We start from the raw sequence: 23,923 nt of genomic DNA, 5'->3' as shown, positions 1-23,923 counted from the left end.
GAATGCGCCGGGAAGTCAGACGACTGCAGCGGGTGTGAGCGCAACGCGGGCAGACGAAGCCGTTCGGCCACTTCATCATGATCAATGCCTCCATGCAGTCCTGCTCGTTATGATAACGACAGCTAAAGGATTGAAGTTCTGTTTCCGCTTGGACTTCCATGTCTGCTCGCCTCCGAATCAACAAAAATACGAACACAGGTTCTTTTCATCATTATACCAAACATATGTTCCTATTACAAGCCGAACATCCCCCTAGAGCTGCCTCTTTTTTCGTATAACTTTTCTCTTTATTTCTTCCCTTAGACCCTCAACCCCCGCTTCTGAGCGAAAGGGATAATCATGCAATGCAAAGCTGTATGGAGAGGCAATAGGCAATAGGCAACAGGCATCAGGCAACAGACATCAGGCAACAGGCATCAGGCAACAGACATCAGGCAACAGACATTAGACACCAAATACCAGATACCAAATACCAGATACCATACCCTATAAACACCCGTCTCACTCTGGGTACTGGACTCTGAGTGGGGCGAATCCCTTCTTCCAAAAAAGCTAGAAAAAAGTGTCTGCTGATTCAGCGTCAACTCCAGCAGTGGATCCCCGTTTTGCCCAGTTGCATCAAGGCCTGTGTTCCGATTTCATGCTGCGAAAGCTGAGATAATAATATTAAAGATACGAAAAACCCCCAGATAACTGGAGGCTCTGTAAAAAATCTGCTAAAGGGGCAGGATTGGTATTTATTTCTGGCTAGCTGACCACGCTTCCGCCCGGGTCTGCAAGCGGGTCAGCAGTGCGTCAATGTCCGGTGATCCGCCGTTGGCCGCTTCGCTGATAAAGCCGTTGACTGCAGGCACGATTTCGCTGTTATAAAACGGATTGGCTTCGTCCATCAGTGTTGGAGTCGTAATGTCCGCAATTTGCATGGCCCGTTGGACAAAACCGTTCTCCTCTTCCACAAAATCCGCTTCCTTAAGAGTCGGGGTCATATCGAAATTGAGATAGGCCCATTTTTGCGTTTCATAGCTGGACAAAAATTTCATGACTTCCCATGCCGCCTCTGGATTTTTCGTATTGGCCGCCATGATGATCGGGTCCATCGCCACCCAGCCTTCACCTTTTGGGCCAATGTTCATCACCGGAACAAAACGGTCAATAAGCTCCTTATTTCCTGTCGCTCTGTATTCGCTCATCGTACCGGAGCCGGGAGAATCCAATGCAATCGCAATAGGGTTATCCTCAATGCCGAAATTTTCGGCTCCCTTGCCGTTAACGAAGGCTGGCGGAGCAAGCTTGGCTGCTTCACTCAGCCATTCCATCACCTTTTTCATTTCCGGTGTGTTCAGCTCCCATTTGATGTTCTTCGGATCCGCGAGGCTGCCTTCGGCGCCTTTGGCCCCATAATAATAAGTCAATGCCACAAAGGTGGATTGATTCAGGGAGCTGCCGTTGAACCAGAGTCCATAATTCGGTTGCCCTGTCTGTGGATTCTTGCCGGTCATTTTTTTCGCTTTTTCCAAAATTTCTTCCGGGGTCGGTACTTCGGACAAAGGCTCTACTCCCCACTGGTCGAAAATAGTTTTGTCATAGATCGTCACACGCTTGCCGAGCACGGAAGGAATGCCAAACTGCACGGCACCGTCACTCGACTTGGTGCTGTAGGAGCTGTTCCAAATGCCCTCCAGATAGATGGTCGGATCAAATGAGGTATCCTTGGCAATCAGATCATCAATGCCGCGCAGCAGCCCCTGCTGATAAAATTGAGCGGCAAAGGCCCCTCCCGTATACAATACATCCACATCACCCGACATCAGCAGGGCCTTTTGTTTGGCCTGCGCATTTTCCCACGGAATCTGCGTCACTTCAAGTTTGATGTTCGGGTACATTTTATTGAAGGTGTTTTCCACATACTTATTGAATCCGGTCACCTGATTGCCGGTGATCGGGTCGATTCCGTCCTCCAGCTGCCAGCCGGCCAGAGCCACCTTGACCGTTCCTTCCATATCGGATACCTTCTCCACCTCGGGTGCTGTATACGTTCCGGAATCGGCTCCCGAACCGGAGGAACAAGCCGCCAGCATAACTACCAATAGCACATTGATAATTAAGGCCATTAACTTTTTCATCTGTACCCCTCCAAAAGTGATTTTTCAACTCCGTTGCTTGAGCATGGGAGATAGCTGCCTCATTGCTTTACTGCTTGATTCCGGTCAGGGCAATTCCTTCCACGATGTACCGCTGTAAAAACATATAAAGCACAAATACGGGAAGCAGACTGACCGTGGTGGCCGCCATGATGATGGAGGGCATCTGGTTCTCCCCGTTGTTATAGCTGAACATGGCCAATCCGAGCTGAATCAGATATTTATCCGTACTGTTTAGCGCCAGCATGGGCCACATCAGATCATTCCAGACCGCCAGGAATTGCAGAATGATCATGGTCGCAATGACGGGACCGCATAATGGCACATAAATACGGAAGAAAATGGAGAGCTCGTGCGCACCGTCCATTTTGCCGGCTTCACGCAGGCTGCCTGGAAGCTGGTCCACAAATTGCTTTGCCATAAACGTGCCAAACGCATAATTGAGCGCTGGGAGAAAAAATACCCAGTAACTGTCAAGCAGGTTTAAACGGGCAAAAATCATGTATTGCGGAATCATGGTCATCTCAAAGGGAATCATCATGGTGCTCAGAGCGAGGACAAGAATAAGCTGGGCACCGCGGAAGCGAATTTTGGAAAGGGCATAACCGGACAGAAGCGCGGACAGCAGACTGATCAATATCACCCCAACCGCGACTACGCTTGTATTCCAGATATACCGGAAGAGGTCGATATTGTTCATGGCCGCTTCATAGGTTCGGACAGAAGGTGTTTTGGGCCAAAAGCGCGGCGGAAAAGGGATGTTCAAACGGGCGGACCAGTCAAAGCTGGTCAGAACAAGCCACACAAAAGGCAGCACCATGATGACAGAGCCTATCGAAAGAACAATGAGGATCAAGGCGCGGCTCAGCTTTTGCTGTTTGCGCCATGAACGGCCGGAGGCGGAGTGGGCGGGCAATCTTAACAGGGGCATCGGCTTTCCCTCCTATTCTGTATTGCTTTTGCGGCTCAGTGTGAGGATGATCAGTGTAACCAACAGGATAAACACGAACAATAAATAGGATGCTGCGGTGGCAATTCCCATCTGTGAGGATAAAAAGGCGTTGCGGTAAATATACAGCACGGATGTCATGAGCGATCCCGCAGGATTGCCGGCCGTTCCGCCAAGCAGCCAAACGTTGGTAAACTGCTTCATGGCGTTGATGATGCCGATGACGATCATGAAAACAAAAATAGGGCGTAATGTTGGAATGGTGATATACCGCCATTTTTTGAATGGGCCGGCTCCATCGATTTCTGCGGCCTCATATAAATCCTTCGGTACTCCCTGCAGTCCGGCGATAAAAATGATTGTGTTGTATCCCAATGCGCCCCACAGCAGCATAAGTACAATGCTAAAACGAGAATACTGCGGATCGGTGAACCACCCGACCGGCTCTATTCCGATAAAGCTGATAGCATAATTCAGGAGCCCTTCCTGGCCCGGATGAAACAAAAAGGAAAACAGGATGCTCGTGGCGACAGCTGAAATCACATTTGGCAAAAAATAAACGGCTTTGAACAGGTTTTTGAGGCGGGTCTGAGGAATGGCATGGATCAAGGTTGCCAGGATAAAGGAGAACGATATACCCAGGATGACAGACAGAACACCCATATACAACGTATTGTAGAAGGATCGCCAGAACATATCGTCTTTCAGCACTCTTGCATAATTGCCAAAGCCGACCCAGACACCTGTCACCCCGTTGGTCTGATGAAAGCTAAGCCGGAGCGCTTCAACCATCGGATAGACAGCAAAGCCTAACACCCCGATCAGTAATGGAACTGTGAACAGCAGACCCGTAATCTCGTTGGAACGCAGCCTGCCCCTCCACCGTACTTTGCTTTGCGCTGTGGTCTCCGCCCTATTCATATCGACGGACATGGTGATCACCCTTTCGCAAGTTTCTGGGCTTACCGGTTAAACCGCTTGGTTTACAACTTAACGTGTTTGTCACCTCCCGTATAAAATGGTGAATCACTTATTCCAACGAGTGTAATAATCAGAATACAAGAATTGTCAGTATCCACTTGAGGGATAGAGAGGATTTTACGTGATATAATATTACGCAAAAATGGAGTTTTTTGTGGGATATAAAGCGGTGTCGCTTATCTTTTGTTCCATATTATTGCAAAGCTATTGCGTTGACAATCCTAATGTTATATTTATTTTCATATGTCGCATATTATTATTCCATCGGGTGAAAAAAGTACAACGAACAGGATCATTAATATTATTAAATATCAATATTATTAAGGACCTTATACTATAAAATTTCACAGGATTAAATACCGGCTGAAATCAGCAAAATGCCAATCGGGAAACATGAACGGTCTCCGATTGACATTTTATTTCATGTAGTAAAATACTGGCTGGGGTTGCCTTTCCAGGGGTGTATTTTTTCCGTAAAATTTCCGCCTGTGTATTCACCGATCACCTTACGCCAGAAAGCGCGCGCCGGGACATTATTTTTCACCTGTGTTACCTTCCACTTGCCTCTCATCCTGCTGAACAATTCACGTGCGGCCCAGGAGCCGATGCCGTATCTGCGGAAAGGGCGCATGACGAAAAATTCGGCCATATAATAGTCACCTTCAAGCTTGTCATCAAGCCTGTCCACCAGGGCAAAACCGGCCGGCTTCCCCTTATACCACATAATAAAGGCCATTTTGCGGTCCCCGCTTGTCCAGTATTGGTCCAGATCCGGATAATCGGGAAACATGCCGTCTGCTGAAAGATCAATTTCGATAAACTCCGTGAAATCATACAGATAGAACTGCATAAGCCGCATCATGATCGGCCGCTGCTCCCACGTTGCCAGCTTTAACATCGTTTTCATGTGATCACCTTTCACGCTTCTGCCGCACTCCTTCTTGTTCAGTAGTCGGTATTGCAGCAGCTTCGTCCGCCGTCGGCCCCTTTTTGTGCTAAAATATTCAAGAACCATGAAATCAGAGGTGCAGACGATGAACATTCAAAAAGGAATCGACCGGCTCAAGCTGGACGAAAAGCTGCCGGCAATGCCCTGGTATGTGCAGAAATTTATCGATTACAAGCTGCCTGACCTGTCTCCCTCCACCCTGCTGGAGTACATCAGGGATTATGAGATCTTCTTCTCCTGGCTGCGGGCTGAGGGGCTCTCCACGGCTGATACGAACAGCGGCGTGACCCTGGAGGAGCTGGAAAAGCTGCATATGGACAGTATTACCGGGTTTCGTCTTTTTTTAACAACCAAAAGGGACGGCGCCAACTCCAGAATTACCGTATCCCGCAAGCTGTCGTCCTTGCGCTCCTTATTTCATTATCTTAGCCAGATTGCAGAGGATGAAAACTTTTATCCCCTGCTGAAGCGCAATATTATGGCCAAGGTCGAAATCAAGCGTGTACATAAGCCGAAGGATACAGCCGCCAAACTCAAAGGCAAAATTCTTGAAGACGATGAGCTGCTTGAATTTATCGCTTATATTCACGAAGGTTATGGCCATGATATAGAAAATAATAAACAGGCGCAGTATGCCTATGAACAGAATAAGGAGCGCGACGCATGCATCGCCAGTCTCATCCTCAATTCCGGGCTGCGCGTATCCGAGGTGGTCAATCTGAATCTGGACGATCTGGACCTTGCCAACAAGCTGCTGTATGTCTACCGCAAAGGCAATAACGATGAGACGTTCAAATCCCCCGTCTATTTCAGGGAACAGGCCAAAGACGAGCTGGCCCTGTATCTGTCCGTCCGTCAGCACCGTTACCGCGTAACCAAACGGGAAAAGGCATTGTTCGTGGCTCTGCCGAATGGCACCAATGAAGGAAAACGGATGACCAAACGGGCCATTCAGGCGATGATTATCAAATATGCCAAAAGGTACGGTAAGCCGTCGCTAACCGTCCATAAGCTGCGGCATTCCTTCGCTACGGATTATTATTTGCAAAATGATATCTACAAGACCAAGGAACAGCTTGGCCATGCCTCCACGGAAACGACCGAGGTATATGCCCATCTGACAGATAAAACAATGTCCGAAGCCATTGAACGCCGTGCGGATTCCTAGACTCAGCCTTTGATCCGCTCTTCAATCCAGCGTGCGGCCCGCTCCGCATCCTCTGTACCATACACGGTCAAGCCAGCAAATTGCCGCCGCACCTGCTCCGTCATGTCCGGCCAGCAGACGGCTCCTGCCACACATGGCAGGCTGCCGAGCAGCCCGGTGTCCCCGGCTTCTTTGATCATAACCAGCTTCGGGAAAGGCGCTTCCTTAAATCCCTCGATCAAAATGCAATCATAGGTGTCAAATCGCCCGATCAGCTCATCCAGTCCGGCGGCTCTTTCCTCCAGAACCGCCGTACGTCCCGCTGAAACGATGGCAATGCCCTCCGCCCCCGCCTCGCGGTGCTTGTATGTATCTGTTCCCGGATGGTCCATATCAAAGCCGTGTGCATCATGCTTGATGACGGCCACCCGGTGCCCCCCCGCTTTGAGAATGCTCAAAACCGATGCGAGCAAAGAGGTTTTCCCCGTATTTTTATACCCGACAATCTGACAAACAAACGGCTGCTTCACTTTACGATTGTGCCTCATGACCATCCTCCACCTTCCAGCTTGATGATCTCGATCTTGTCCGCTTCTTCAAGCTGGCCCGTTCCGGGTGGAATAACAATAAGGCAGTCACTGTCTTTGATGGAAATCATAACACTGGATTCGTCAACCGCGGCAGGCACGGCATAAACCCTGCCGTCACGGATCTCTGTTCTCGCCCGCACGAACCTCGTATAATTGTTCACCCGGTTATAATCCGCCCCCAGCAGAACCTGCCACCGCGGGAGAAATGGCTGCGGCGCGCCGAGCATCGTCCTGATGACAGGTCTGAGCAGCAGCTCACAGCCGACAAAGCATGCGCCAGGGTTGCCCGACAATGCGAAGAGAAGACCGCCATTAATCACGGCTGCCGTAGTGACGCTGCCAGGCCGCATCGTTATTTTGTTAAACAGCAAATCAACGCCTTCCTGTCTGACCAGGTCGCCCATAATGTCATAATCGCCGACGGATACCCCGCCGCTCGTGACCACATAATCAAAATTCTGGAGCGCATCCATCACCACTCTGCCCGCCGCTTTCACGTCATCCGGTACGGAGCCGAAAATATATGGCTCGCCCCCTGCTTCACGAATCTGTACAGCCAGCATAAAGCTGTTGCTGTTGCGGATCCGCCCCGGCTGCAGAGGCTCGTCCACAGACAGCAGCTCCGATCCCGTGGAAATGACGGCTACCCGAGGTTTGCGAATAACGGGTACGCTGTGAATTCCGAACGTGGCCAGCACGGAAATTTCACCGGCCCCTAGCCGCGTTCCCTTCTCCAGCAGCAGTTCGCCTTCCTGCAGCTCGTAGCCAACAGGCGTGATGTTATTTCCCGGCTCCACTATTTTCTTCAATCCGACGTATACGTCCCCTGCTTCCTCGCGCAGCCGCGTCGCCTCAAGCATAACAACAGCATCCGCTCCTTCAGGCACCTGTGCTCCCGTCATGATTCTGGCAGCCAGTCCGGAGGTAATCAGCCGGTCAGATACATATCCACAGGGGATTTCATCCACAACACGCAGCCATACGGTCTCATCATCCTTGCAATTCTTCGTATCCGCACTTACCACCGCATAACCGTCCATTCCCGAACGCCGGAAGTGCGGATACGGATGCGGCGCATGCAAGGGTTCGGCAAGAAAACGGCCCTGCGCCTCAGGCAGCGGGACGATCTCGGTTATCCCCGGTCTGACATGCTCCATTACTCGCTTCTGTGCTTCTTCAACCGAAATGGCACGCCGCTTGAATTTGTCGTTTGTATAGTCATCACTATACTTCATAAAACCACCCTTTTCATTAACACTTATACGCTCTCCAGATCTCTTTCTCTATGTTCCAGTTATATCGCGAAAAACGTCCGTTGGCAACTTGATCCACCTCAGTAAGGCAAGCCTTACAGCAAATCCCTTTCCTGACCGTCGGATTTCACCAGCACGAATGTATTATCCTTGTAATAATATAATCAACACGAAAAAAAGGGAATCCCGAACCGAATGATCGGGATTCCCTTCTCTCATCGTCGCCCTCGCCTGCTGATCTTGCCTGAGCCGATGCGTGTCTTCGGTTTGGTAATGGATTTGCGCGGAGAATCAAAGATGCTGCCACCCTTGTTCCGATTAATCGTGCCTCTGCTCGGTGAGCTCTGATCGCCGCCGCCGCGGTCAAATATGCTGCCGCCGCTGCCCACGGCAGAGCCTGTGCCGCCACGCCGGATGACCGAACCGCTGCGGTCAACCGTAATGGGCGGAATCGCTTTTTTCTCGCTCTTTGTAGGCGCATGATATTGACCGGCAGGCGGCTTATAGACGTCCCGGCTGGTATAACCTCTGTATGATCCGCCTCGCATGGTATCAAACAGATCGTCCAGCAGACTGGCTACAAGGTAGCCCTGCAGAAAGCTTGAGCTGTAATTTTGCTGCACATACTGCTTGGTGTCCACTTCAATCAGTGTATCCGAAGGCTTTTTGGGATCCTGCTGCAGGTGGTACCATTCATTTGAATATACAAGGAACATGCGTTCCGTACTTTCAGGCGACATCTGCTCCGGGGTACGGCTGTTCGCCAGCTCCTTGGCCACCTCCGGCACCGTTTTGTCGGCTGCCCGGTATACGTACGAGGTGGCATTGCCGCTGCCGTTTACCGATTCAAGCGGATACGTATCCTTGACCGATGGCGCACCGCACCCGCTCAGCACGGACATAAAAAGGCATAAAGCCAAGATGATTTTTAAATTCCTCTGCCAGGCAGCGCGTGTGTTCATGGGTATCCTCTCCTAGCTTGCCCGGATGACCTTCACGTCTCCCGGAATGACTTGGTCTCCTTCATACAGCATAAAGCGTCCGTCCTGCCACTCTATCCGCAGCATACGGTTGTTGTCTGCCTGATACTGCCATACATGCTGCTCCCCGCTGCTTGTGAATGGGGTTCTGCCAACGGCGGATACCGTCCCGCCGTACTGCTCCTCAAGATGATAATCCAGTCCGTCCAGCTCCATGATGGTCGGCAGCTCGTCCGGTGTATCCGGACGCCCGTCAATGGGTTGATACAACACAAATTTCAGCATTTCCCGTTCTTCAATATATAAATAATCAATATGGCTTCCATCCTGAAGCGTAAGCACGACCGCGTTCCGGGCACGGTTATGTACCCTCCCGACGACCTCATAAGTGGTGAGCGATACCTCACATATGTCACCAGGCATCAGCTCAAGCATGCTTTTCTCGCGCTTTGGAGGCTCAGGCTTGGCAAACAGATTGGAAATTCGTTTCCACATGCCCATGGCAATGTTCCCGCCTTTCTCTAGTTAATGCGAGTTCAAAAAGTCAGGTTTTCAGCACCGAGAAGGTTGAATGAAGACAGGGACTGAGGAGCGGAGCGTACTTGGGGTACGTGAGCACCAGAAGGCCCGGCTGAATTCAAGATTCGATGTCGAGTCCGCTTCCTGACTTCCTTCGTGATCAAAAGATGACTTTTTGAACTTCCTCTAATTAGAAGCAAGCTGTAATGATGAATGCGCCGACTAGATGCAGTGTGCCGGAGAACAGACCATAACCCAGCTTGCCCTGCTGTGTTCCTTCGTCAAGGTCAAAGCGTGCCCAGTGGCGAAGCAGAACACGAACCACCGCTTCCATGATCAGCAGAATGACAAACGCCACCACGGAATAGAGAAGCGCGGTGCCAAGGCTGTAAGCGGTAGCGATTGAGCCTGACAAAATATATCCCTGCGCGATCAGCTTCAGGATCATTCGGGACGTCACGGCCATATTTCCGTTCTTGACCTCTTCAAAATCCTTGTATTTCGTGAACAGCGAGTCAACAAACATCAATACAAACAAAAGTACCGCACCGGCCACTGTCCACACGAACATGGCCGTCAAGGTTTGCAGATCCATCAGCTTCATCCTCCAACATTATCCTGATTTGCAGTGAAAAGCGAAGGGAAACCTCCCGTCTCCCTTCGCTTCCTTGAAGATGCCGCAGCGCCTTCAGTGGTTCTAGCTTTATTTATTTTCGTATTGCTTCATCAACGCTGCCAGCTCATCGTCCACGGCGCTCTTCTTCTCAAGCTCCCTGAATTCATCATCCAGCGATTTGCCTTTGTCGGACATTTCGTTGCTTGCTTCCGCTCTTGCTTCCATCTGCAGCATCTTATCTTCCATTCTTCTCATGCCTGCTGCAGCAGAGTCGGAGCTGAAGCCTCTCATCGCATTATTGATTTCCGTCTGCGCTTTGGCGGCATTGTAACGGGCAACCAGCGTATCACGCTTGTTCTTCATCTCCGTAAGCTGTTTGCGCATTTCTTCCAGCTTGGCGCGGAGATTGTCGGCGGAAGCTTTGTTCTGATCATAGCTTGCTTTGTACTCGTTCATTTTCGCTTCGGCCGCTTTTTTCTCCTCCAGCGCCCGCCGCGCAAGATCTACATTTTGCGATTTAGCCGCAGTATGCGCTTGTTCATCGCGTTTTTTCACCAAAGCTTCCTGTTCTTCATAAAGCTGCTTGAATCTCTTCTCGATGGCGATCTGGGCAGCCACCGCTTTTTCCGCGTCCTCAAGATCCTCCTGCATATCGCGAATATATTGTTCCGTCATTTTGACCGGATCTTCCGCCTTGTCGATGATTGCATTGATATTGGACATGGTAAGATCGCGAAGCCGTTTGAAAAGTGACATTTGGTTTCCTCCTTAAATTATGCAGATAAAAAAACTCATTATGCTTACATTTACGTAGACGGATGCTTCAGGTTTCATTTTTTACGATCTCTATGTCATTCATTATATATTTCCCGGCTTCATTCGAGCAAATCCCGTAGGAACAATTCAGGAATAAATGCTGTTCAATTGGTGAAAGATAATACGACCTTTGAATACCAATGAGGGAGGATGCAATCCATGTTCCGTTCTTTTTTGCTGCCTGGCATACTGATCGTACTGCATATGGCCTTCGGTCATTCCTCTTCTTCTCCGCCGCCGCAGACGCATAAAGCAGCGATGGACGCTGCCGTCATCACTGCAGCAGATGAGAGCAAGCTAAGCAGGCTGCGTAAAAAATACGCGGATACGTTCAAAATGCAGGGCCCTCGTACAAGGCAAATTGCCCTCACCTTTGACGATGCTCCTGACCCCCGCTTCACTCCTTATATTCTGGACGCTTTAAAGAAAAATAATGTCAAGGCCACCTTTTTTGTTGTTGGTGATAAGGCTGAGAGGTACCCCGAGCTCGTAAAACGCATGGTGAGAGAAGGGCATATTGTGGGAAATCATTCCTTTAATCACCCCAATTTCAATAAAATTTCGCTCAGACAATTTCAGCGGCAGATTATCAAAACCGGGCTTGCCATACAAAAAAGCACAGGTTACAGGCCGCTTCTGATCAGACCGCCGTACGGTGAAATTACAGAATCCCAGCTTCGCTGGGCGCGCCGCAGCGGCTACACCGTCGTCAACTGGAATGTCGACTCCATGGATTGGAAAGGACTGAATAAGGAGCAAATCCGGCGCAATGTAGTACCGACCACCGGACCAGGCTCGATTATACTTATGCATGCAGGAGGAGGAACAAGCTCCAACCTGAAAGGAACGATAGAATCCCTGCCCTCCCTAATCCGCACGTTACGGCAAAAAGGCTACGTTTTTGTTACCTTACCGCAGCAGCTCGACATTCAGGCTCATAAATGAGCGTTGCAGTATGATTAAAGATATAAAAAACCTTCCAACCGCTTACAGAGGTTAGAAGGTTTATTATTCGGTTTACATAATAAATATTATGAATCAAAATCAGAATTTCTTATTCGATTACATACAATTTAACATCTTGGAAGCCAAACTGGCTGACAGAGGATGGACTTCCGGGAATGAAAATATCAATTCGGTTGCCTTTGATTGCACCGCCCGTATCACTGGCTGTTGCCACGAAGGCGTGATCGGGAAGTCCAGGGTGGGAATAGCCGGTGACCAGCACCTTGGTGCCGAGCGGAATGATGCTCGGATCGACCGCAATGGTTCCCAGCTTTAAGGAATTGCCAAAATAATCGACAGCTCCCCACTTTCCGTTTTCACCGGCGGCTGCTGAATAGGCTGAGGCTTTAACACTGATCTCTTTGGAATAAGTAAATGTTTTGCCCCAAGCGGTTACCTGGTAGTCCGACTTTTCTGCCACGGCATTCTTCTTTTCATAGGTGGCTGCTTTGACCAATCCCCCATGCTCCCCGCTGCCCGGGAGCTTGATCTGTCTGCCTGCATAGATGTTATTCGCCGGAATATTTGGATTTGCTTCCATCAATGCCTGGAGGTTAACATCGTATTGTGTGGCAATATTGTAATACGTATCCCCCTCCTTCGCCGTATAAACGGCCTCTGCATGTACCGATACCGTGTTCAAGGTTAGTCCGATTCCCGCCGTAATAACGGCTGCTTTGATAATTTTGTTTAATTTCATCGTATGTACCTCCCAAAAATGCCTGCGGGGATAGCTGACTCAGGATTCCGTCTCCCGCACTTTTTTTAGATTCCAAAAAGAATAAGCTTCCTGGCATTATCTTCCCGGAATCGCAAGAAAAACTACTACTTAACGCGGTCTGGCTTCTTTGAATGTGCGTCGATAGAAGTTTTTCTTATGTTCAGGTTGATCCTTCTGCATATTATCACAATTTTGTAACCTTTTCTTTATGGAAATGTTACCATTTTGGGATTGTCAATAATTCTACTTTCGCAGACACAAATCCAATCACCTAATCATCCGTGCTTGGCAGTCAAGCCTCCCGTCGACCGTGCAAGGCATGTGAACTCTCTTTTCGGGGGCTTTGCATGATTATCCCATTGGATCAGGTAAAGAAAACCCGGAACCGAAAATAGACTTTAGGCACATTAAAGAAAATAACGGATCAAGTGAGGCACGAAAATGCCTGTTGTTACGCTATTCTGGACCATCGAATGGGTCTATTATTTTTTGGATCGTACCTTATGGGGAAGCAGATCGGTTCGAGATCATGAGGTGATCTTAGGAGAAAGCAGATCGGTTCAAGATTATGGGGTGATCTTAGCAGAAAGCTGAGCGTTTAGGTGATGCGAAACCGACCGAGCGAGAAGAAGGAAGCGGAGCAAAGCCCTGAAAAAATAAAAGACCCTGGCCCTCATTGCCGCTTGAACTCCCCCCGAATCAACAATATATGAACATACGTTCTTTAACTCGTTATCCCAAACATATGTTTCTATTTCAAGCTGTACATCCCACTTGAGCTGCCTCTTTTTTTCGTATCTCTTTTCTCTTTATTCCTCTCCCTATGCTCCCTCACCCCCCGCATTCTGACCAAAAGGGATAATCATGCAAAGCTGTATGAAGAGGCAACAGGCATCAGGCAACGGACACCCAAACACCATACCTTTAGACACCCGTCTCACAGTGAATACTAGACTCTGAGCGCGGCGAATCCCCTTCTTCCGAGTTGCTTGCTGGTACTTTTTGATCTACACTTTTTGCTTAATGATGTACACGATAACACTCAAGCCCCATGATTCTGAGAACCGAAACGTCAAATAATTTTAAATTCGAATGTTTTAGGGAGGATCTTGTGTCAGTCCAATTGAACAATTTGCAGAGAGAGCTTGCAGCGCTGGTTGATCGTCATACCTTCGAAGAAGGGCAACAGTCTACTGGAATTTCTAACCTTTACTTTTCCCGGCATTCCAGCCCTTATCATTCCAAAAGAACGGAGATGCCTTATAAAATTGACAAGCCTTCAATTTATATTGTCGTTCAAGGAATCAAAGATGTCATATTTGGTGAAGAGCGTTTCAGGTATGGTCCTCCGCATTACCTTGTTGCCTCTATGGATTTACCGGTAACCGCCGAGGTACTTGAAGCTTCCGCTGAAGTCCCCAATTTGTCCTGTAAAATTGAATTTACACGAAGCGATATTCTAGAGCTATTAAGCGATGACGAACTAACTGTGAACCCCAAAGGAAAGTCAAGACGCAGCTTGAACGTGGCCGAATTAGATGTATCCATGCTGGATGCTGTCCTGAGACTGGTTGGTTTGCTGGATAAACCAGCGGACATTCCAGCACTTGCCCCGTTGTTCACAAAAGAAATTTTATACAGAGTTCTGCACGGCGAGCATGGTTGCCCACTAAGACAAATTGTCACGGATGGCACTCCGGCTATTCATATACAAAATGCAATCCAACATCTTCTGAATCATTTTCAGGATTCTTTTCACGTTAAAGATCTAGCGGATATCGCCAAGATGAGTGTTCCGTCGTTTCACCGGCATTTTAAGCAAATTACCTCGATGAGTCCGATTCAATTTCAGAAGCAGTTGAGGCTCCAAGAGGCCCGGCGGCTTTTAATCATGGAATCATTGAATGTCACAGATACAGCATTCCAAGTTGGTTACGAAAGTCCGACGCAATTCATCCGTGAATACTCTCGGATGTTCGGTATTTCTCCCAAAAAGGATATGAGTCGCCTCAAAAAAGCGGATGAGGATGGATAGGATTAGGCAGTTTTTTGATTTGATTGTATTACCGGTTGCTGCAGCAATGAAATTATAATTTGGATAGTATTTAAAACTATTGCTGGAGGTAACTTTAACTATGCAAAATATTAAGCTTGGTCATTCCGGTCTTGAGATTTCACCCATCTGCATCGGTTGCATGGGCTTTGGTGATCCCTCAATCGGTTACCCTTCCTGGTCGATCAGCGAGGAAGAGAGCCGCTCTGTCATTAAACACGCAATCGAGGCCGGGATCAACTTTTTTGACACCGCTAATATGTATTCGCAAGGGACAAGCGAGGAAATCATCGGCAAGGCACTCAAGGATTTCGCCAAACGCGAGAATATCGTCATTGCCACAAAACTTGGTGCTCCCATGCGTTCCGGACCTAACTCGTTCGGTCTCTCGCGGAAAACAATTATGACTGAAATTGATCACAGCTTGAGACGTCTTGGAACTGATTACATTGATCTTTACCAAATTCATCGCGCTGACCCCTTTACTCCATGGGAAGAGACCCTGGAAGCCCTTCACGATCTTGTGAAGATGGGTAAAGTGCGCTACTTGGGTGCCTCAACCATGAGGACTTGGCAGTTCGCCAAAGCTCTTCACATCCAGAAAATGAACGGCTGGACACGCTTTATATCCATGCAGCACAATTACAATTTGGTGGCCCGTGAGGAAGAAAACGAAATGATTCCACTCTGTGCCGACGAGGGGATTCAAACCATTGTCTACAGCCCGCTTTCGCGTGGACTCCTGGCTCGTCCTTGGGGTGAAAACACTGTGCGCACTGAAGCTGAATCCGGCGCTGCCAAATTCTTCGCGGCGACAGCCGCAGCTGATCAGAAAATTGTGGAAGCGATTGGTATAGTTGCAGAGGAACGCGGAGTCAGCCGTGCGGAAATCTCTCTTGCTTGGTTGTACCGGAATCCAGTTGTGGCGGCACCCATTGTGGGAGCGATCCAAACCAGCCACATTGATGATGCCATTAAAGCACTCGCGATCAAGTTGACTGATGCAGAAGTTGACAGATTGGAGGAGGCTTACACCCCTCGTATTGATGTGAACGTTAGAAACTCCGATCCGGAAGGTATTGTCAAAATGGCAGCAACCGTTGGAAGCAACATTATGATCCCGATTACTTCCAAGTGAATTGAATCAAAAGGAGCTGCACCTCGATTAGAACGAGATGCAGCTCCTGTGATTCCGGCACCGATTTGGATCAACTGCTAAATACGAGTTACAGCACTTTGGCCAAAAAGTCCTTCGTGCGTGCATGGCTGGGATTACCAAATACCTGATCAGGCGTACCCTGCTCGATGATCTTGCCATTGTCGACGAAAATGATACGGTCTCCGACCTCGCGGGCAAAACCCATCTCATGGGTAACAATCACCATCGTCATTCCGCCCTCGGCCAGCTTTTTCATGACATCCAGCACTTCACCCACCATTTCGGGATCCAGGGCTGATGTCGGCTCGTCAAACAGCATCACATGCGGCTGCATGGCCAAGGCCCGCGCAATGGCGATCCGTTGTTTTTGCCCGCCGGACAGCTGGCTCGGGTAAGCGTCCCTTTTATCGGAAAGGCCGACGGTGGCCAGCAGCTCCTCAGCAATCTTTTCGGCGTCACGCTTGTTCATGCCCCGTACCTGAATCGGCGCAATGGTCAGATTCTCCATGACCGTTTTGTGCGGAAACAGGTTGAAATGCTGAAACACCATACCCATTTTTTCGCGTGTTGCATTGATATTATGCTTCGGTGCGGTGATCAGCTCGCCCTCGAACAATATTTCCCCGCCTGTCGGCTGCTCCAGCAGATTCAGGCAGCGCAGAAAGGTGCTTTTCCCCGACCCGCTGGGACCGATCACGACGACAACTTCCCCTTTGCCGATCTCGATATCGATCCCCTTCAGGATTTCAAGCTTTCCGAACGATTTTTGCAGATTTTTAACGGATATCACTTGCTCTCAACTTCCTTTCCCATAGGCCCAACAGCTTGGACAATACAAAAGTCATGACAAAGTAAATGGCAGCCGCGATCAGGAACGGACTCAAGCCCTGATAAGTGATGTTCTTGACAACAGAAGCCTGATACATAATGTCGACCATGCCGATGACGGAAATGATGGATGATTCTTTAATAATGGTAACAAATTCGTTGCCGATCGCCGGCAGCACCGCTTTGAAGGCTTGCGGCAGAATAATATGGCGCATCGCTTTGCTGCGGTTCATCCCGAGCGAACGGGCCGCTTCCATCTGCCCACGGTCAACGCCCTGAATGCCTGCCCGGAAAATCTCGGCCAGATAAGCGGAGCTGTTGATGGACAGCGTAATGATCCCCGATTCAAGCGGCGTAAAGTTAATGCCAAATGTCAGCGCCAGCCCGTAATGGATGATCATGAGCTGTACAAGCATCGGCGTGCCCCGCAGCAGCTCAACATAGGCTGTACCGAGCCATTGAATAATGCCTACGCCAGACATCCGGATCAGACAGATGAACAGGCCGATGATAAAACCGAACAGTACGCCAAGCGCCGACAGAAGCAAGGTATACCCCACTCCGGTGGCATAGTAATGGCGGTATTCCCAGAATACATTCCATATATTCAGTGACTTGTCATTCTTCGTGCCTGCTGCGAGCTGGCTGGCTTCCGTCACCATGCGCTCGATATCCCCGTTGTTTTTCAAGCGGGTCAGCGTTTCATTTACCGATTGCAGCAGCTCCGTATTTCCCTTTTGGATACCGATGGCCGCCTGAACGGGGGTTGTGTCCGGAACGGCGTCAGCCAGCACAAGCTCGTCTCCCAGATAACCTGCAGCTACCGTGTCTTCCATGATGGCGGCATCAATCCGGTTCGTGCGGAGCTGGAGAATGATATCCGAGATTTTGTCCAGCGAGGTCAGCTTGGCATCCGGGATTCCCTGACCGATCTCTTCCTGAATGGAGCCTTTCTGTACGCCGATGGAAGCTCCACGAAGGCTGTCCATCGTCGGAAACTTGCCCTTGTCGGCTGCCCTGACCATCACAACCTGCTTGGATTGATAATAATTGTCCGAGAAGTCGATGCTTCTTCTCCGTTCCTCGGTAGGCGTCATCCCGGAGATGACCATGTCCACCCTGCCGCTTTGCAGAGCCGGGAGCAGAGCATCAAAGCCCATATCCTCAATGACAAGCTGCTTGTTCAGATCCTTTGCAATTTCCTTCGCAATTTCAATATCAAAACCGACGATGGTATCCTGGCCATCGATCGTTTTGTGAAATTCATATGGCGAAAAATCGGCGCTTGTCCCAAGCACTAGCTTGCCATTATCCGCCCCTTCCGCATTCACCGGCAATGCTGCCAACAAAAAAATAATGCCAGCCAACATAATGGCCGCATAACGTTGTAGCTTATTCAACCTTTTGTCTCCCCTTGTTTTCGTTGTATAATTAACATAACTGTGTCATTATAAAGTACAATGCATGATTATGCAATGTATGTAACAATGAACTTTTTGTAACTTTTTCAACTCTTTTCACATTTATACCAAAGTAGTCTGGAGAGATCATGATGAAGCAAATCATTCGCACGACCATTAACGGCTATTCTGCCCGTTTTAAAGACATTTCATTGTACATCGGCGCCAATCCGGAGCTGGGAAATGAAGAATTTCTTGCATCCGCCAGGTTGAAGGAAGAGCTTCTTTTTCATGGCTTCGAGGTGCAGGCTCCCGTCCTGGGAATAGAGACAGCTTTTATCGGAACCTACAAATCAGCCAAAGCGGGCCCTGTGATCGCCTTCCTGGCTGAATATGATGCGCTGGCAGGTCTCGGGCATGCGTGCGGTCATCATCTCATTTGCATGATGAGTGTCGGGGCGGCTGTCGGACTAAAATCGGTTATTGATGAAATCGGCGGGGAAATTCGCGTGTACGGCACACCTGCGGAAGAAACGCGGGGGGCAAAAGTGCCAATGGCGGCGGCTGGTTTGTTCGATGATTGCGATGCCGCCATGATGGTGCATCCGCTCTATCAATACGAAACATCAGGACGCTCTCTGGCGCTGGATGCGGTGCAGTTTGAATTTTTCGGAAAAGCGGCTCACGCAGCGGCAAGCCCTCATGAAGGCATTAACGCCCTGGATGCCGTCATCCAGACCTTCAATGGCATCAACGCGTTCCGGCAGCAGGTTAAGAGCGATGTCCGCATTCACGGGATAATCAATCAGGGCGGGCAGGCCGCCAATATTATTCCGGATTATGCTTCCGCTCAATTTTATGTACGGGCAGCCACACGCAAAGAATTGAATGTGCTGACCAAACGTGTCATACAGATTGCGGAGGGTGCGGCACTGCAGGCAGGCTGCCGGCTGGAAGTGTCCAACTATGAAACCTCCTATGATGAGATGGTTACCAACGAGTCTTTATCGAAGGTCTTTACCGCCAACCTGGAAGGTGAAGGGATTGAGCCTGCTCTGATTCACAGCGGCGGGGATCATGGTTCCATGGATTTGGGCAATGTGTCCTTGCGCTGTCCGGCCATTCACCCTTACGTTCAGGTGATTGACGAGCACCACGCCCTGCACACGCCTGAATTCCGGGACCTTGCCATGAAGGATAGAGCGCTTGAAGGTATGCTCCTGGCTGCCCGTACCCTCGCCTGTACGGCGTTTGACATCATCACTGATGAGGCGCTGCTAACGCAAATCAAACAGGAATTTAATGCGAAGGCCAGCCTATAACCGGGAGGAACACGAATGACGATTGTGCTTGGTATTGCGGTTGCCGTACTTATCCTTATCATCATACAGCAATTCAGAAGACGCGGCAGAGGCGAAAGAGCGGCCAAACGAAGAAGATTATTTTATGCCCAGGCCCCTGCTCCCGCATCTGCTGGCACTGGTAATAGCGAAGCCATCACCGATTTGTGGTTAAAACTGGAGCGCAGCCTGCCGGATTCTTACGCCGAGGCGGTCCGCAGCCGGACCCTGCTGGAGAACCCGGATATAAGCGAGCAGGAATACGCCTGGCGCTGGCATGAGCTGAAGCGCTACTTTATTCTCTGTGCCCTGCTGGACCGTGTTCCCATGTTCAGCTCCCGCTTAGACGAAGTCTGGCACCAAATGCTCATGTTCACGAGAGAATATGAGCAGTTCAGCAGACATTTTTACGGACGTATGCTGCATCATGCCCCTCATGCCGGCTCCCAGCCGATGCCGAAGGAAAGAGCCTGGTTTGATGCCGTTTACGTCCAAAGCTTCGGATGGAATAAATACAGTGCAGATTTATGGGGACGATTCTTTACTGAACCGCTGCCGAAAGAGGAGCTGGAAATGTATGCAAACAGGTCTGCCGACCTGCAGCAGACTTCCCGCTGGAACATGTACGGATACCGCAACCAGCCCGAAATCCGGGAAGCGGTGAACTGGCTGCTGAAAAGATTGCGGTCACATGTGCACACCGCAAGGCGGGGCAACAAAGATGATCTGATCCCGGTCAATTACTCGCACCCGGAAGCCCTGCTCTTCAGCGCCGTCTGGTTCTCCATGAATGAACCGCTGGGGTTCGAGGAGCAGATGGTCCATCCGGAAGTAGAGAAGGCACGTGCCCATTCATCAGGCTCCGGCTGCTCCTCCGCAAGCGGCTGCGGATCTTCAGACAACCGTGATCATGACTCTTCTTCCTCCCACCATCATACTTCGGGTGGTCATGACTCCGGGGGCTCGTCCTGCAGCAGCTCTTCATGCAGCAGTTCGTCCTGCAGCAGCGGCTGCGGTGGCGGGGGCGAATAGGCTAGTACGTTGATCGCGGCAATAGAGGTGAGATTGCCAGGGCGTATTCCCGCACTGCTTAGCTGCAGGGGATACGCCCTCTTTTTGCTTTTTTCACACACCCGCGTCCTGATCACCATCATCCGGGATGTCCACCGCAGCCACAAAAGCGGTCTTGACCGGATAGCCTATAAGGTTATGGTAAATCTCCATATAGGCTTCTGCGGATACATTCCAGCTATAGTCCCCCTTGAATGCAGACTGCACGATCCGCTGCCAATGCTCCGGCTGACGGAACAATGCCATGGCTCTGCGCATCGTATGCATCATATCATGCGCGTTGTAATGCTCGAAGCTGAAGCCGTTTCCTTCCCCCGTAAACTCATTATAAGCATGGACTGTATCCTTCAGCCCGCCTGTTTCACGCACGATCGGGATGCTTCCGTAACGAAGCGCCAGCAGCTGGCTGATGCCGCACGGTTCAAAGCGAGAAGGCATCAGATACATATCGCTGGCCGCGTAGATCTTACGGGAAAGCTCCTCGCTGAATCGGATCTGTGCGGACATTTTCAGCGGATACCGCCCGGCTGTTGCGTCAAACCAGCGCTCATAGGAGGGATCACCCGTGCCGAGAACAACGAACTGGAAATCGTCATAATACATCATCTCATCCAGCACCCGGGTAACCAGATCCAATCCCTTCATGCTGACCAGCCGGGTAACCATTGCGATCAGCGGAACATCCGGCCGCACGGGTAGACCTAATTCCTGCTGCAGTCCGATTTTATTTTCCCGTTTCTTGGCAAGGCTGCTCCGGTACTTGACATAAATGTGCGGGTCGGCCGCCGGATTATAGCTCTTCACATCGATACCGTTCACGATGCCGCTCAGTCGCCCTTCATGCCCAAGTTTGCGCAGCAGGCCGTCCAGCCCGTATCCGTAATATTCCGTCTGAATCTCCGTGGCGTACGTCGGACTGACAGTCGTCACATGATCGGAATATACGAGGCCTGCTTTCATGAAATTGACCCTCCCGTAATGCTCTACACCTTCGACATGAAAGTACCCGCTGTCCAGGCCGAGCAGATCCGTCAGCACTTCATATGGAAAGTCCCCTTGATACAGCAAATTATGTATGGTAAACACCGTTTTGATTCCTTGATAAAATTCCTGGTGGCTGTATTGGTCGCGCAGCAGCAAAGGAATCATCGCCGTATGCCAGTCATGGCAGTGCAGAATATCCGGCTTGAAGTCCAGCTCCGGTAGCACCTCCAATACGGCCCTGTTCAGGAAAGAAAAACGTTCCCCATCATCCATGTATCCATAAATGCCTTCCCTGCCGAAATAGTATTCATTATCCACAAAATAGAATTTAACCCCGTCCAATGTCAGCTGCTCAATACCGCAAAATTGATTCCTCCAGCCGATTTGCACACGCTTCTCCATGACAGGTTTCATGCTTCTTTTGTACTGTTCCGCAATACCCGCATATTTCGGCAAAATGACGCGAACATCGCTGCCTGTCTTTAGCAGCGCCTTCGGCAGAGCTCCCAGGACGTCAGCCAATCCTCCGGTTTTAATAAAAGGATGCACTTCAGCGGCGGCAAACAAAATATTCATAACAGTTTCCTCCTTCTCGGTTTGACTGTCTTTTTCAGTATAACCATGCCAAGCGGCGGAAGCGTCAATTCAAGGCTTTGCTTCTGCCCATGCCAGGGCACCTTGACCGTGCGCAATATTTCCGTATGAACTAAGCCGCTTCCTCCGAACTCCTCACGGTCGCTATTAAAAATTTCCGCATAGCTGCCCGGGCGTTCCACCCCGATCCGGTACTGTGTGCGCTCCACGGGCTGAAAATTGATCAAAACGATCAAAGCCCCTCCTTTTTTGCCTTTGCGCACGAAGCTGATGACACTCTGTATGTGATCGTCCGGGCTGATCCATTGATAGCCATCCCACGTGTGATCCTGCTCCCAGAGCGCTTTTTCCTGCAGATACAAATGATTCAAAGCGGCCGTATAGCTGTGCAGCTTGCGGTGGCTGTCATAATCAAGCAGAAACCAGTCCAAGGCCTCCTGATCCTTCCACTCAATAAACTGGCCGAATTCACCGCCCATAAAAAGCAGCTTTTTGCCCGGTGATGTCATCTGATAACCGAGCAGCACCCTTAATCCGGCAAATTTCTGCTCATAACTGCCAGGCATTTTATCCAATAAAGATTTTTTGCCATGTACAACCTCATCATGTGATAAAGGGAGCGTAAAGTTTTCGGAGTAAGCATAACATATAGGAAATGTAAGCAGATTATGCCGCTTGGGCCGTTCCGAAAAACCCGTTTCCATGTACTTCAGCGTATCATTCATCCACCCCATATTCCATTTATAGTTAAACCCCAGGCCCCCTTCACTCGTTGCCCGGGTAACGCCCGGCCATGCGCTCGATTCCTCGGCCATCATCAGAGCATAGGGATAATAGTTGAATACCGTCTCATTCAACTGCTGCAAAAAAGCTGCCGCTTCCTCATTCTCAATTCCCCCTCTGGCATTGCGGCTGAATCGTCCCTCTTCCTTTTCGAAGTCCAAACGCAGCATGCTGGTCACCGCATCAACCCGCAGGCCGTCGATATGGTAAACGTCCATCCAAAAGAGCGCATTGGAAATCAGGAAAGAACGAACTTCCGGTTTGCCAAAATCAAAGGTAAGTGTCCCCCATCCCGGCTTCTCGGCCGTTAAAGGGTCGGCATACTCGAAAAGAGGTGATCCGTCAAACAATCGAAGTCCGTGTGCATCCTTCGCAAAATGGGCTGGAACCCAATCCAGAATAACGCCAATTCCGGCCTGATGGCATTGATCCACAAAATACATGAAATCCTGGGGGCATCCGTATCTGCTTGTCAGCGCAAAATAACCTGTCAGCTGATATCCCCAGGAAAGGTCATAAGGATGTTCGCTTAGGGGCATAATTTCAATATGTGTATACCCCATTTCCTGAATATAAGGTACCAGCATATCTGCGATTTCCCTGTATGTATAGAAGCTTCCGTCTTCTTTTTGCCGCCATGTACCCAGGTGAATTTCGTAGATGTTCACAGGCTTGCCGTATGGCTCGCGCTTTTTGCGGCGCCATGCCGAGTCCGACCATGTATACCCGTCCAGCCTTGCCACGATGGAAGCTGTAGCAGGTCTCAGCTCAGCTCTCACCGCGAAGGGATCAGCTTTCAGGAAGCGTTCGCCGTTAGAACTTGTAATATCATATTTGTAAAAAGTTCCCTCCTGGATCCCCGCAAAAAAGCGGCTCCACAATCCCGATTCGGGTATCTTATATAAGGAATGGTTGTGACCGTTCCAATGGTTCATGTTGGCTGCAAGCCCTACATGCAGTGCATTCGGTGCCCAGACGGTAAAACGGACGCCTTTTTCGCCGTTTTCTTCCGTGATCTGCGCCCCCATGAAGCGATAGGCATTA

At 49.8% G+C, this 23,923-nt stretch carries 22 protein-coding genes; 6 read left to right on the top strand and 16 right to left on the bottom strand.

Annotation, left to right across the window (positions count from 1 at the left end):
* From ACE5KN_RS12695 to ACE5KN_RS12675, 5 genes are all read right to left on the bottom strand, one after another.
* On the bottom strand, window positions 1-160 hold a 160-nt coding region (locus tag ACE5KN_RS12695), incomplete at its 3' end, for a transposase (protein ID WP_375533082.1).
* A 577-nt stretch (window positions 161-737) separates the two neighbouring features.
* A complete protein-coding gene (locus tag ACE5KN_RS12690; protein WP_375523750.1) occupies window positions 738-2,123 on the bottom strand; it encodes an extracellular solute-binding protein in 1,386 nt (461 codons plus the stop codon).
* A gap of 67 nt (window positions 2,124-2,190) precedes the next feature.
* On the bottom strand, window positions 2,191-3,072 hold the full coding sequence (locus ACE5KN_RS12685; RefSeq protein WP_375523749.1) for a carbohydrate ABC transporter permease: 882 nt from the start codon (window positions 3,070-3,072) through the stop codon (window positions 2,191-2,193).
* 12 nt (window positions 3,073-3,084) lie between these two features.
* Window positions 3,085-4,023 (bottom strand): carbohydrate ABC transporter permease, encoded by a 939-nt coding sequence (locus ACE5KN_RS12680; RefSeq protein ID WP_375523748.1) that lies wholly within the window; start codon window positions 4,021-4,023, stop codon window positions 3,085-3,087.
* A 469-nt stretch (window positions 4,024-4,492) separates the two neighbouring features.
* Window positions 4,493-4,978 carry a GNAT family N-acetyltransferase gene (locus ACE5KN_RS12675; protein ID WP_375523747.1) on the bottom strand — a complete coding sequence of 162 codons (486 nt, stop codon included), beginning with the start codon at window positions 4,976-4,978 and terminating at the stop codon, window positions 4,493-4,495.
* 127 nt (window positions 4,979-5,105) lie between these two features.
* Here ACE5KN_RS12675 and xerS point away from each other — a divergent pair, with 127 nt between their 5' ends.
* The gene (gene xerS, locus ACE5KN_RS12670; protein ID WP_375523767.1) at window positions 5,106-6,188 is read left to right on the top strand and encodes a tyrosine recombinase XerS; all 1,083 of its coding nucleotides are present in this window, start codon (window positions 5,106-5,108) and stop codon (window positions 6,186-6,188) included.
* 2 nt (window positions 6,189-6,190) lie between these two features.
* Here the strand turns inward: xerS and mobB are convergent, their stop codons facing one another.
* From mobB to ACE5KN_RS12640, 6 genes are all read right to left on the bottom strand, one after another.
* Window positions 6,191-6,715 (bottom strand): molybdopterin-guanine dinucleotide biosynthesis protein B, encoded by a 525-nt coding sequence (mobB, locus tag ACE5KN_RS12665; protein ID WP_375523746.1) that lies wholly within the window; start codon window positions 6,713-6,715, stop codon window positions 6,191-6,193.
* On the bottom strand, window positions 6,712-7,992 hold the full coding sequence (locus ACE5KN_RS12660; RefSeq protein WP_375523745.1) for a molybdopterin molybdotransferase MoeA: 1,281 nt from the start codon (window positions 7,990-7,992) through the stop codon (window positions 6,712-6,714). Before ACE5KN_RS12660 ends, mobB begins: the two co-directional genes overlap by 4 nt.
* A gap of 233 nt (window positions 7,993-8,225) precedes the next feature.
* Window positions 8,226-8,972: a DUF4247 domain-containing protein gene (locus ACE5KN_RS12655; protein WP_375523744.1), complete on the bottom strand. Its 747-nt coding sequence runs from the start codon at window positions 8,970-8,972 to the stop codon at window positions 8,226-8,228.
* Between the two features lie 12 nt (window positions 8,973-8,984).
* Window positions 8,985-9,491 carry a DUF4178 domain-containing protein gene (locus ACE5KN_RS12650; protein ID WP_375523743.1) on the bottom strand — a complete coding sequence of 169 codons (507 nt, stop codon included), beginning with the start codon at window positions 9,489-9,491 and terminating at the stop codon, window positions 8,985-8,987.
* 208 nt (window positions 9,492-9,699) lie between these two features.
* Window positions 9,700-10,104, bottom strand: a complete 405-nt coding sequence (locus ACE5KN_RS12645; RefSeq protein WP_375523742.1) for a DUF350 domain-containing protein — start codon at window positions 10,102-10,104, stop codon at window positions 9,700-9,702.
* 108 nt (window positions 10,105-10,212) lie between these two features.
* The gene (locus ACE5KN_RS12640) at window positions 10,213-10,881 is read right to left on the bottom strand and encodes a PspA/IM30 family protein (protein WP_375523741.1); all 669 of its coding nucleotides are present in this window, start codon (window positions 10,879-10,881) and stop codon (window positions 10,213-10,215) included.
* A gap of 219 nt (window positions 10,882-11,100) precedes the next feature.
* Here ACE5KN_RS12640 and ACE5KN_RS12635 point away from each other — a divergent pair, with 219 nt between their 5' ends.
* Complete coding sequence (locus tag ACE5KN_RS12635; RefSeq protein WP_375523740.1) at window positions 11,101-11,886, top strand: polysaccharide deacetylase family protein; 786 nt, start codon at window positions 11,101-11,103, stop codon at window positions 11,884-11,886.
* Window positions 11,887-11,995: 109 nt separating this feature from the next.
* Here ACE5KN_RS12635 and ACE5KN_RS12630 read toward each other — a convergent pair whose 3' ends face one another.
* Window positions 11,996-12,646 carry a 3D domain-containing protein gene (locus ACE5KN_RS12630; protein WP_375523739.1) on the bottom strand — a complete coding sequence of 217 codons (651 nt, stop codon included), beginning with the start codon at window positions 12,644-12,646 and terminating at the stop codon, window positions 11,996-11,998.
* A 1,132-nt stretch (window positions 12,647-13,778) separates the two neighbouring features.
* Between ACE5KN_RS12630 and ACE5KN_RS12625 the strand changes: the two genes are divergently transcribed.
* Both ACE5KN_RS12625 and ACE5KN_RS12620 read left to right on the top strand, forming a co-directional pair.
* Window positions 13,779-14,702 carry an AraC family transcriptional regulator gene (locus ACE5KN_RS12625; RefSeq protein ID WP_375523738.1) on the top strand — a complete coding sequence of 308 codons (924 nt, stop codon included), beginning with the start codon at window positions 13,779-13,781 and terminating at the stop codon, window positions 14,700-14,702.
* 100 nt (window positions 14,703-14,802) lie between these two features.
* Complete coding sequence (locus tag ACE5KN_RS12620) at window positions 14,803-15,858, top strand: aldo/keto reductase (RefSeq protein WP_375523737.1); 1,056 nt, start codon at window positions 14,803-14,805, stop codon at window positions 15,856-15,858.
* An 88-nt stretch (window positions 15,859-15,946) separates the two neighbouring features.
* On the opposite strand, the gene ACE5KN_RS12615 is transcribed toward ACE5KN_RS12620, so the two are convergent.
* Together ACE5KN_RS12615 and ACE5KN_RS12610 are read right to left on the bottom strand one after the other, a co-directional pair.
* Window positions 15,947-16,669 carry an amino acid ABC transporter ATP-binding protein gene (locus ACE5KN_RS12615; RefSeq protein WP_375523736.1) on the bottom strand — a complete coding sequence of 241 codons (723 nt, stop codon included), beginning with the start codon at window positions 16,667-16,669 and terminating at the stop codon, window positions 15,947-15,949.
* Complete coding sequence (locus ACE5KN_RS12610; protein WP_375523766.1) at window positions 16,656-18,077, bottom strand: ABC transporter substrate-binding protein/permease; 1,422 nt, start codon at window positions 18,075-18,077, stop codon at window positions 16,656-16,658. Before ACE5KN_RS12610 ends, ACE5KN_RS12615 begins: the two co-directional genes overlap by 14 nt.
* Before the next feature lie 176 nt (window positions 18,078-18,253).
* Here ACE5KN_RS12610 and ACE5KN_RS12605 point away from each other — a divergent pair, with 176 nt between their 5' ends.
* Window positions 18,254-19,429: a M20 family metallopeptidase gene (locus ACE5KN_RS12605; protein ID WP_375523765.1), complete on the top strand. Its 1,176-nt coding sequence runs from the start codon at window positions 18,254-18,256 to the stop codon at window positions 19,427-19,429.
* 15 nt (window positions 19,430-19,444) lie between these two features.
* A complete protein-coding gene (locus ACE5KN_RS12600) occupies window positions 19,445-20,479 on the top strand; it encodes a UCP032817 domain-containing protein (protein WP_375523735.1) in 1,035 nt (344 codons plus the stop codon).
* Window positions 20,480-20,572: 93 nt separating this feature from the next.
* Here the strand turns inward: ACE5KN_RS12600 and glgA are convergent, their stop codons facing one another.
* Window positions 20,573-22,078, bottom strand: a complete 1,506-nt coding sequence (glgA, locus tag ACE5KN_RS12595) for a glycogen synthase GlgA (protein ID WP_375523734.1) — start codon at window positions 22,076-22,078, stop codon at window positions 20,573-20,575.
* Window positions 22,075-23,907, bottom strand: coding sequence for a 1,4-alpha-glucan branching protein GlgB (gene glgB / locus ACE5KN_RS12590; protein WP_375523764.1), 1,833 nt, complete (start codon window positions 23,905-23,907; stop codon window positions 22,075-22,077). Before glgB ends, glgA begins: the two co-directional genes overlap by 4 nt.
* Window positions 23,908-23,923: the final 16 nt, after the last annotated feature.

Origin of the sequence: Paenibacillus terreus (assembly GCF_042138595.1) — a bacterium.
GTDB lineage: Bacteria > Bacillota > Bacilli > Paenibacillales > Paenibacillaceae > Paenibacillus > Paenibacillus terreus.
Note: the sequence above shows the minus strand (reverse complement) of the source record. Positions and strands in the feature narration are given on the sequence as shown.

Bases quoted from the DNA above. Each gene is read 5' to 3' on its own strand.
- ACE5KN_RS12690 (WP_375523750.1), bottom strand. From the start codon at position 2,123: ATGAAAAAGTTAATGGCCTTAATTATCAATGTGCTATTGGTAGTTATG.
- ACE5KN_RS12685 (WP_375523749.1), bottom strand. From the start codon at position 3,072: ATGCCCCTGTTAAGATTGCCCGCCCACTCCGCCTCCGGCCGTTCATGG.
- ACE5KN_RS12680 (WP_375523748.1), bottom strand. From the start codon at position 4,023: ATGTCCGTCGATATGAATAGGGCGGAGACCACAGCGCAAAGCAAAGTA.
- ACE5KN_RS12675 (WP_375523747.1), bottom strand. From the start codon at position 4,978: ATGAAAACGATGTTAAAGCTGGCAACGTGGGAGCAGCGGCCGATCATG.
- xerS (WP_375523767.1), top strand. From the start codon at position 5,106: ATGAACATTCAAAAAGGAATCGACCGGCTCAAGCTGGACGAAAAGCTG.
- mobB (WP_375523746.1), bottom strand. From the start codon at position 6,715: ATGAGGCACAATCGTAAAGTGAAGCAGCCGTTTGTTTGTCAGATTGTC.
- ACE5KN_RS12660 (WP_375523745.1), bottom strand. From the start codon at position 7,992: ATGAAGTATAGTGATGACTATACAAACGACAAATTCAAGCGGCGTGCC.
- ACE5KN_RS12655 (WP_375523744.1), bottom strand. From the start codon at position 8,972: ATGAACACACGCGCTGCCTGGCAGAGGAATTTAAAAATCATCTTGGCT.
- ACE5KN_RS12650 (WP_375523743.1), bottom strand. From the start codon at position 9,491: ATGGGCATGTGGAAACGAATTTCCAATCTGTTTGCCAAGCCTGAGCCT.
- ACE5KN_RS12645 (WP_375523742.1), bottom strand. From the start codon at position 10,104: ATGGATCTGCAAACCTTGACGGCCATGTTCGTGTGGACAGTGGCCGGT.
- ACE5KN_RS12640 (WP_375523741.1), bottom strand. From the start codon at position 10,881: ATGTCACTTTTCAAACGGCTTCGCGATCTTACCATGTCCAATATCAAT.
- ACE5KN_RS12635 (WP_375523740.1), top strand. From the start codon at position 11,101: ATGTTCCGTTCTTTTTTGCTGCCTGGCATACTGATCGTACTGCATATG.
- ACE5KN_RS12630 (WP_375523739.1), bottom strand. From the start codon at position 12,646: ATGAAATTAAACAAAATTATCAAAGCAGCCGTTATTACGGCGGGAATC.
- ACE5KN_RS12620 (WP_375523737.1), top strand. From the start codon at position 14,803: ATGCAAAATATTAAGCTTGGTCATTCCGGTCTTGAGATTTCACCCATC.
- ACE5KN_RS12610 (WP_375523766.1), bottom strand. From the start codon at position 18,077: ATGTTGGCTGGCATTATTTTTTTGTTGGCAGCATTGCCGGTGAATGCG.
- ACE5KN_RS12600 (WP_375523735.1), top strand. From the start codon at position 19,445: ATGACGATTGTGCTTGGTATTGCGGTTGCCGTACTTATCCTTATCATC.
- glgA (WP_375523734.1), bottom strand. From the start codon at position 22,078: ATGAATATTTTGTTTGCCGCCGCTGAAGTGCATCCTTTTATTAAAACC.
- glgB (WP_375523764.1), bottom strand. From the start codon at position 23,907: ATGGGGGCGCAGATCACGGAAGAAAACGGCGAAAAAGGCGTCCGTTTT.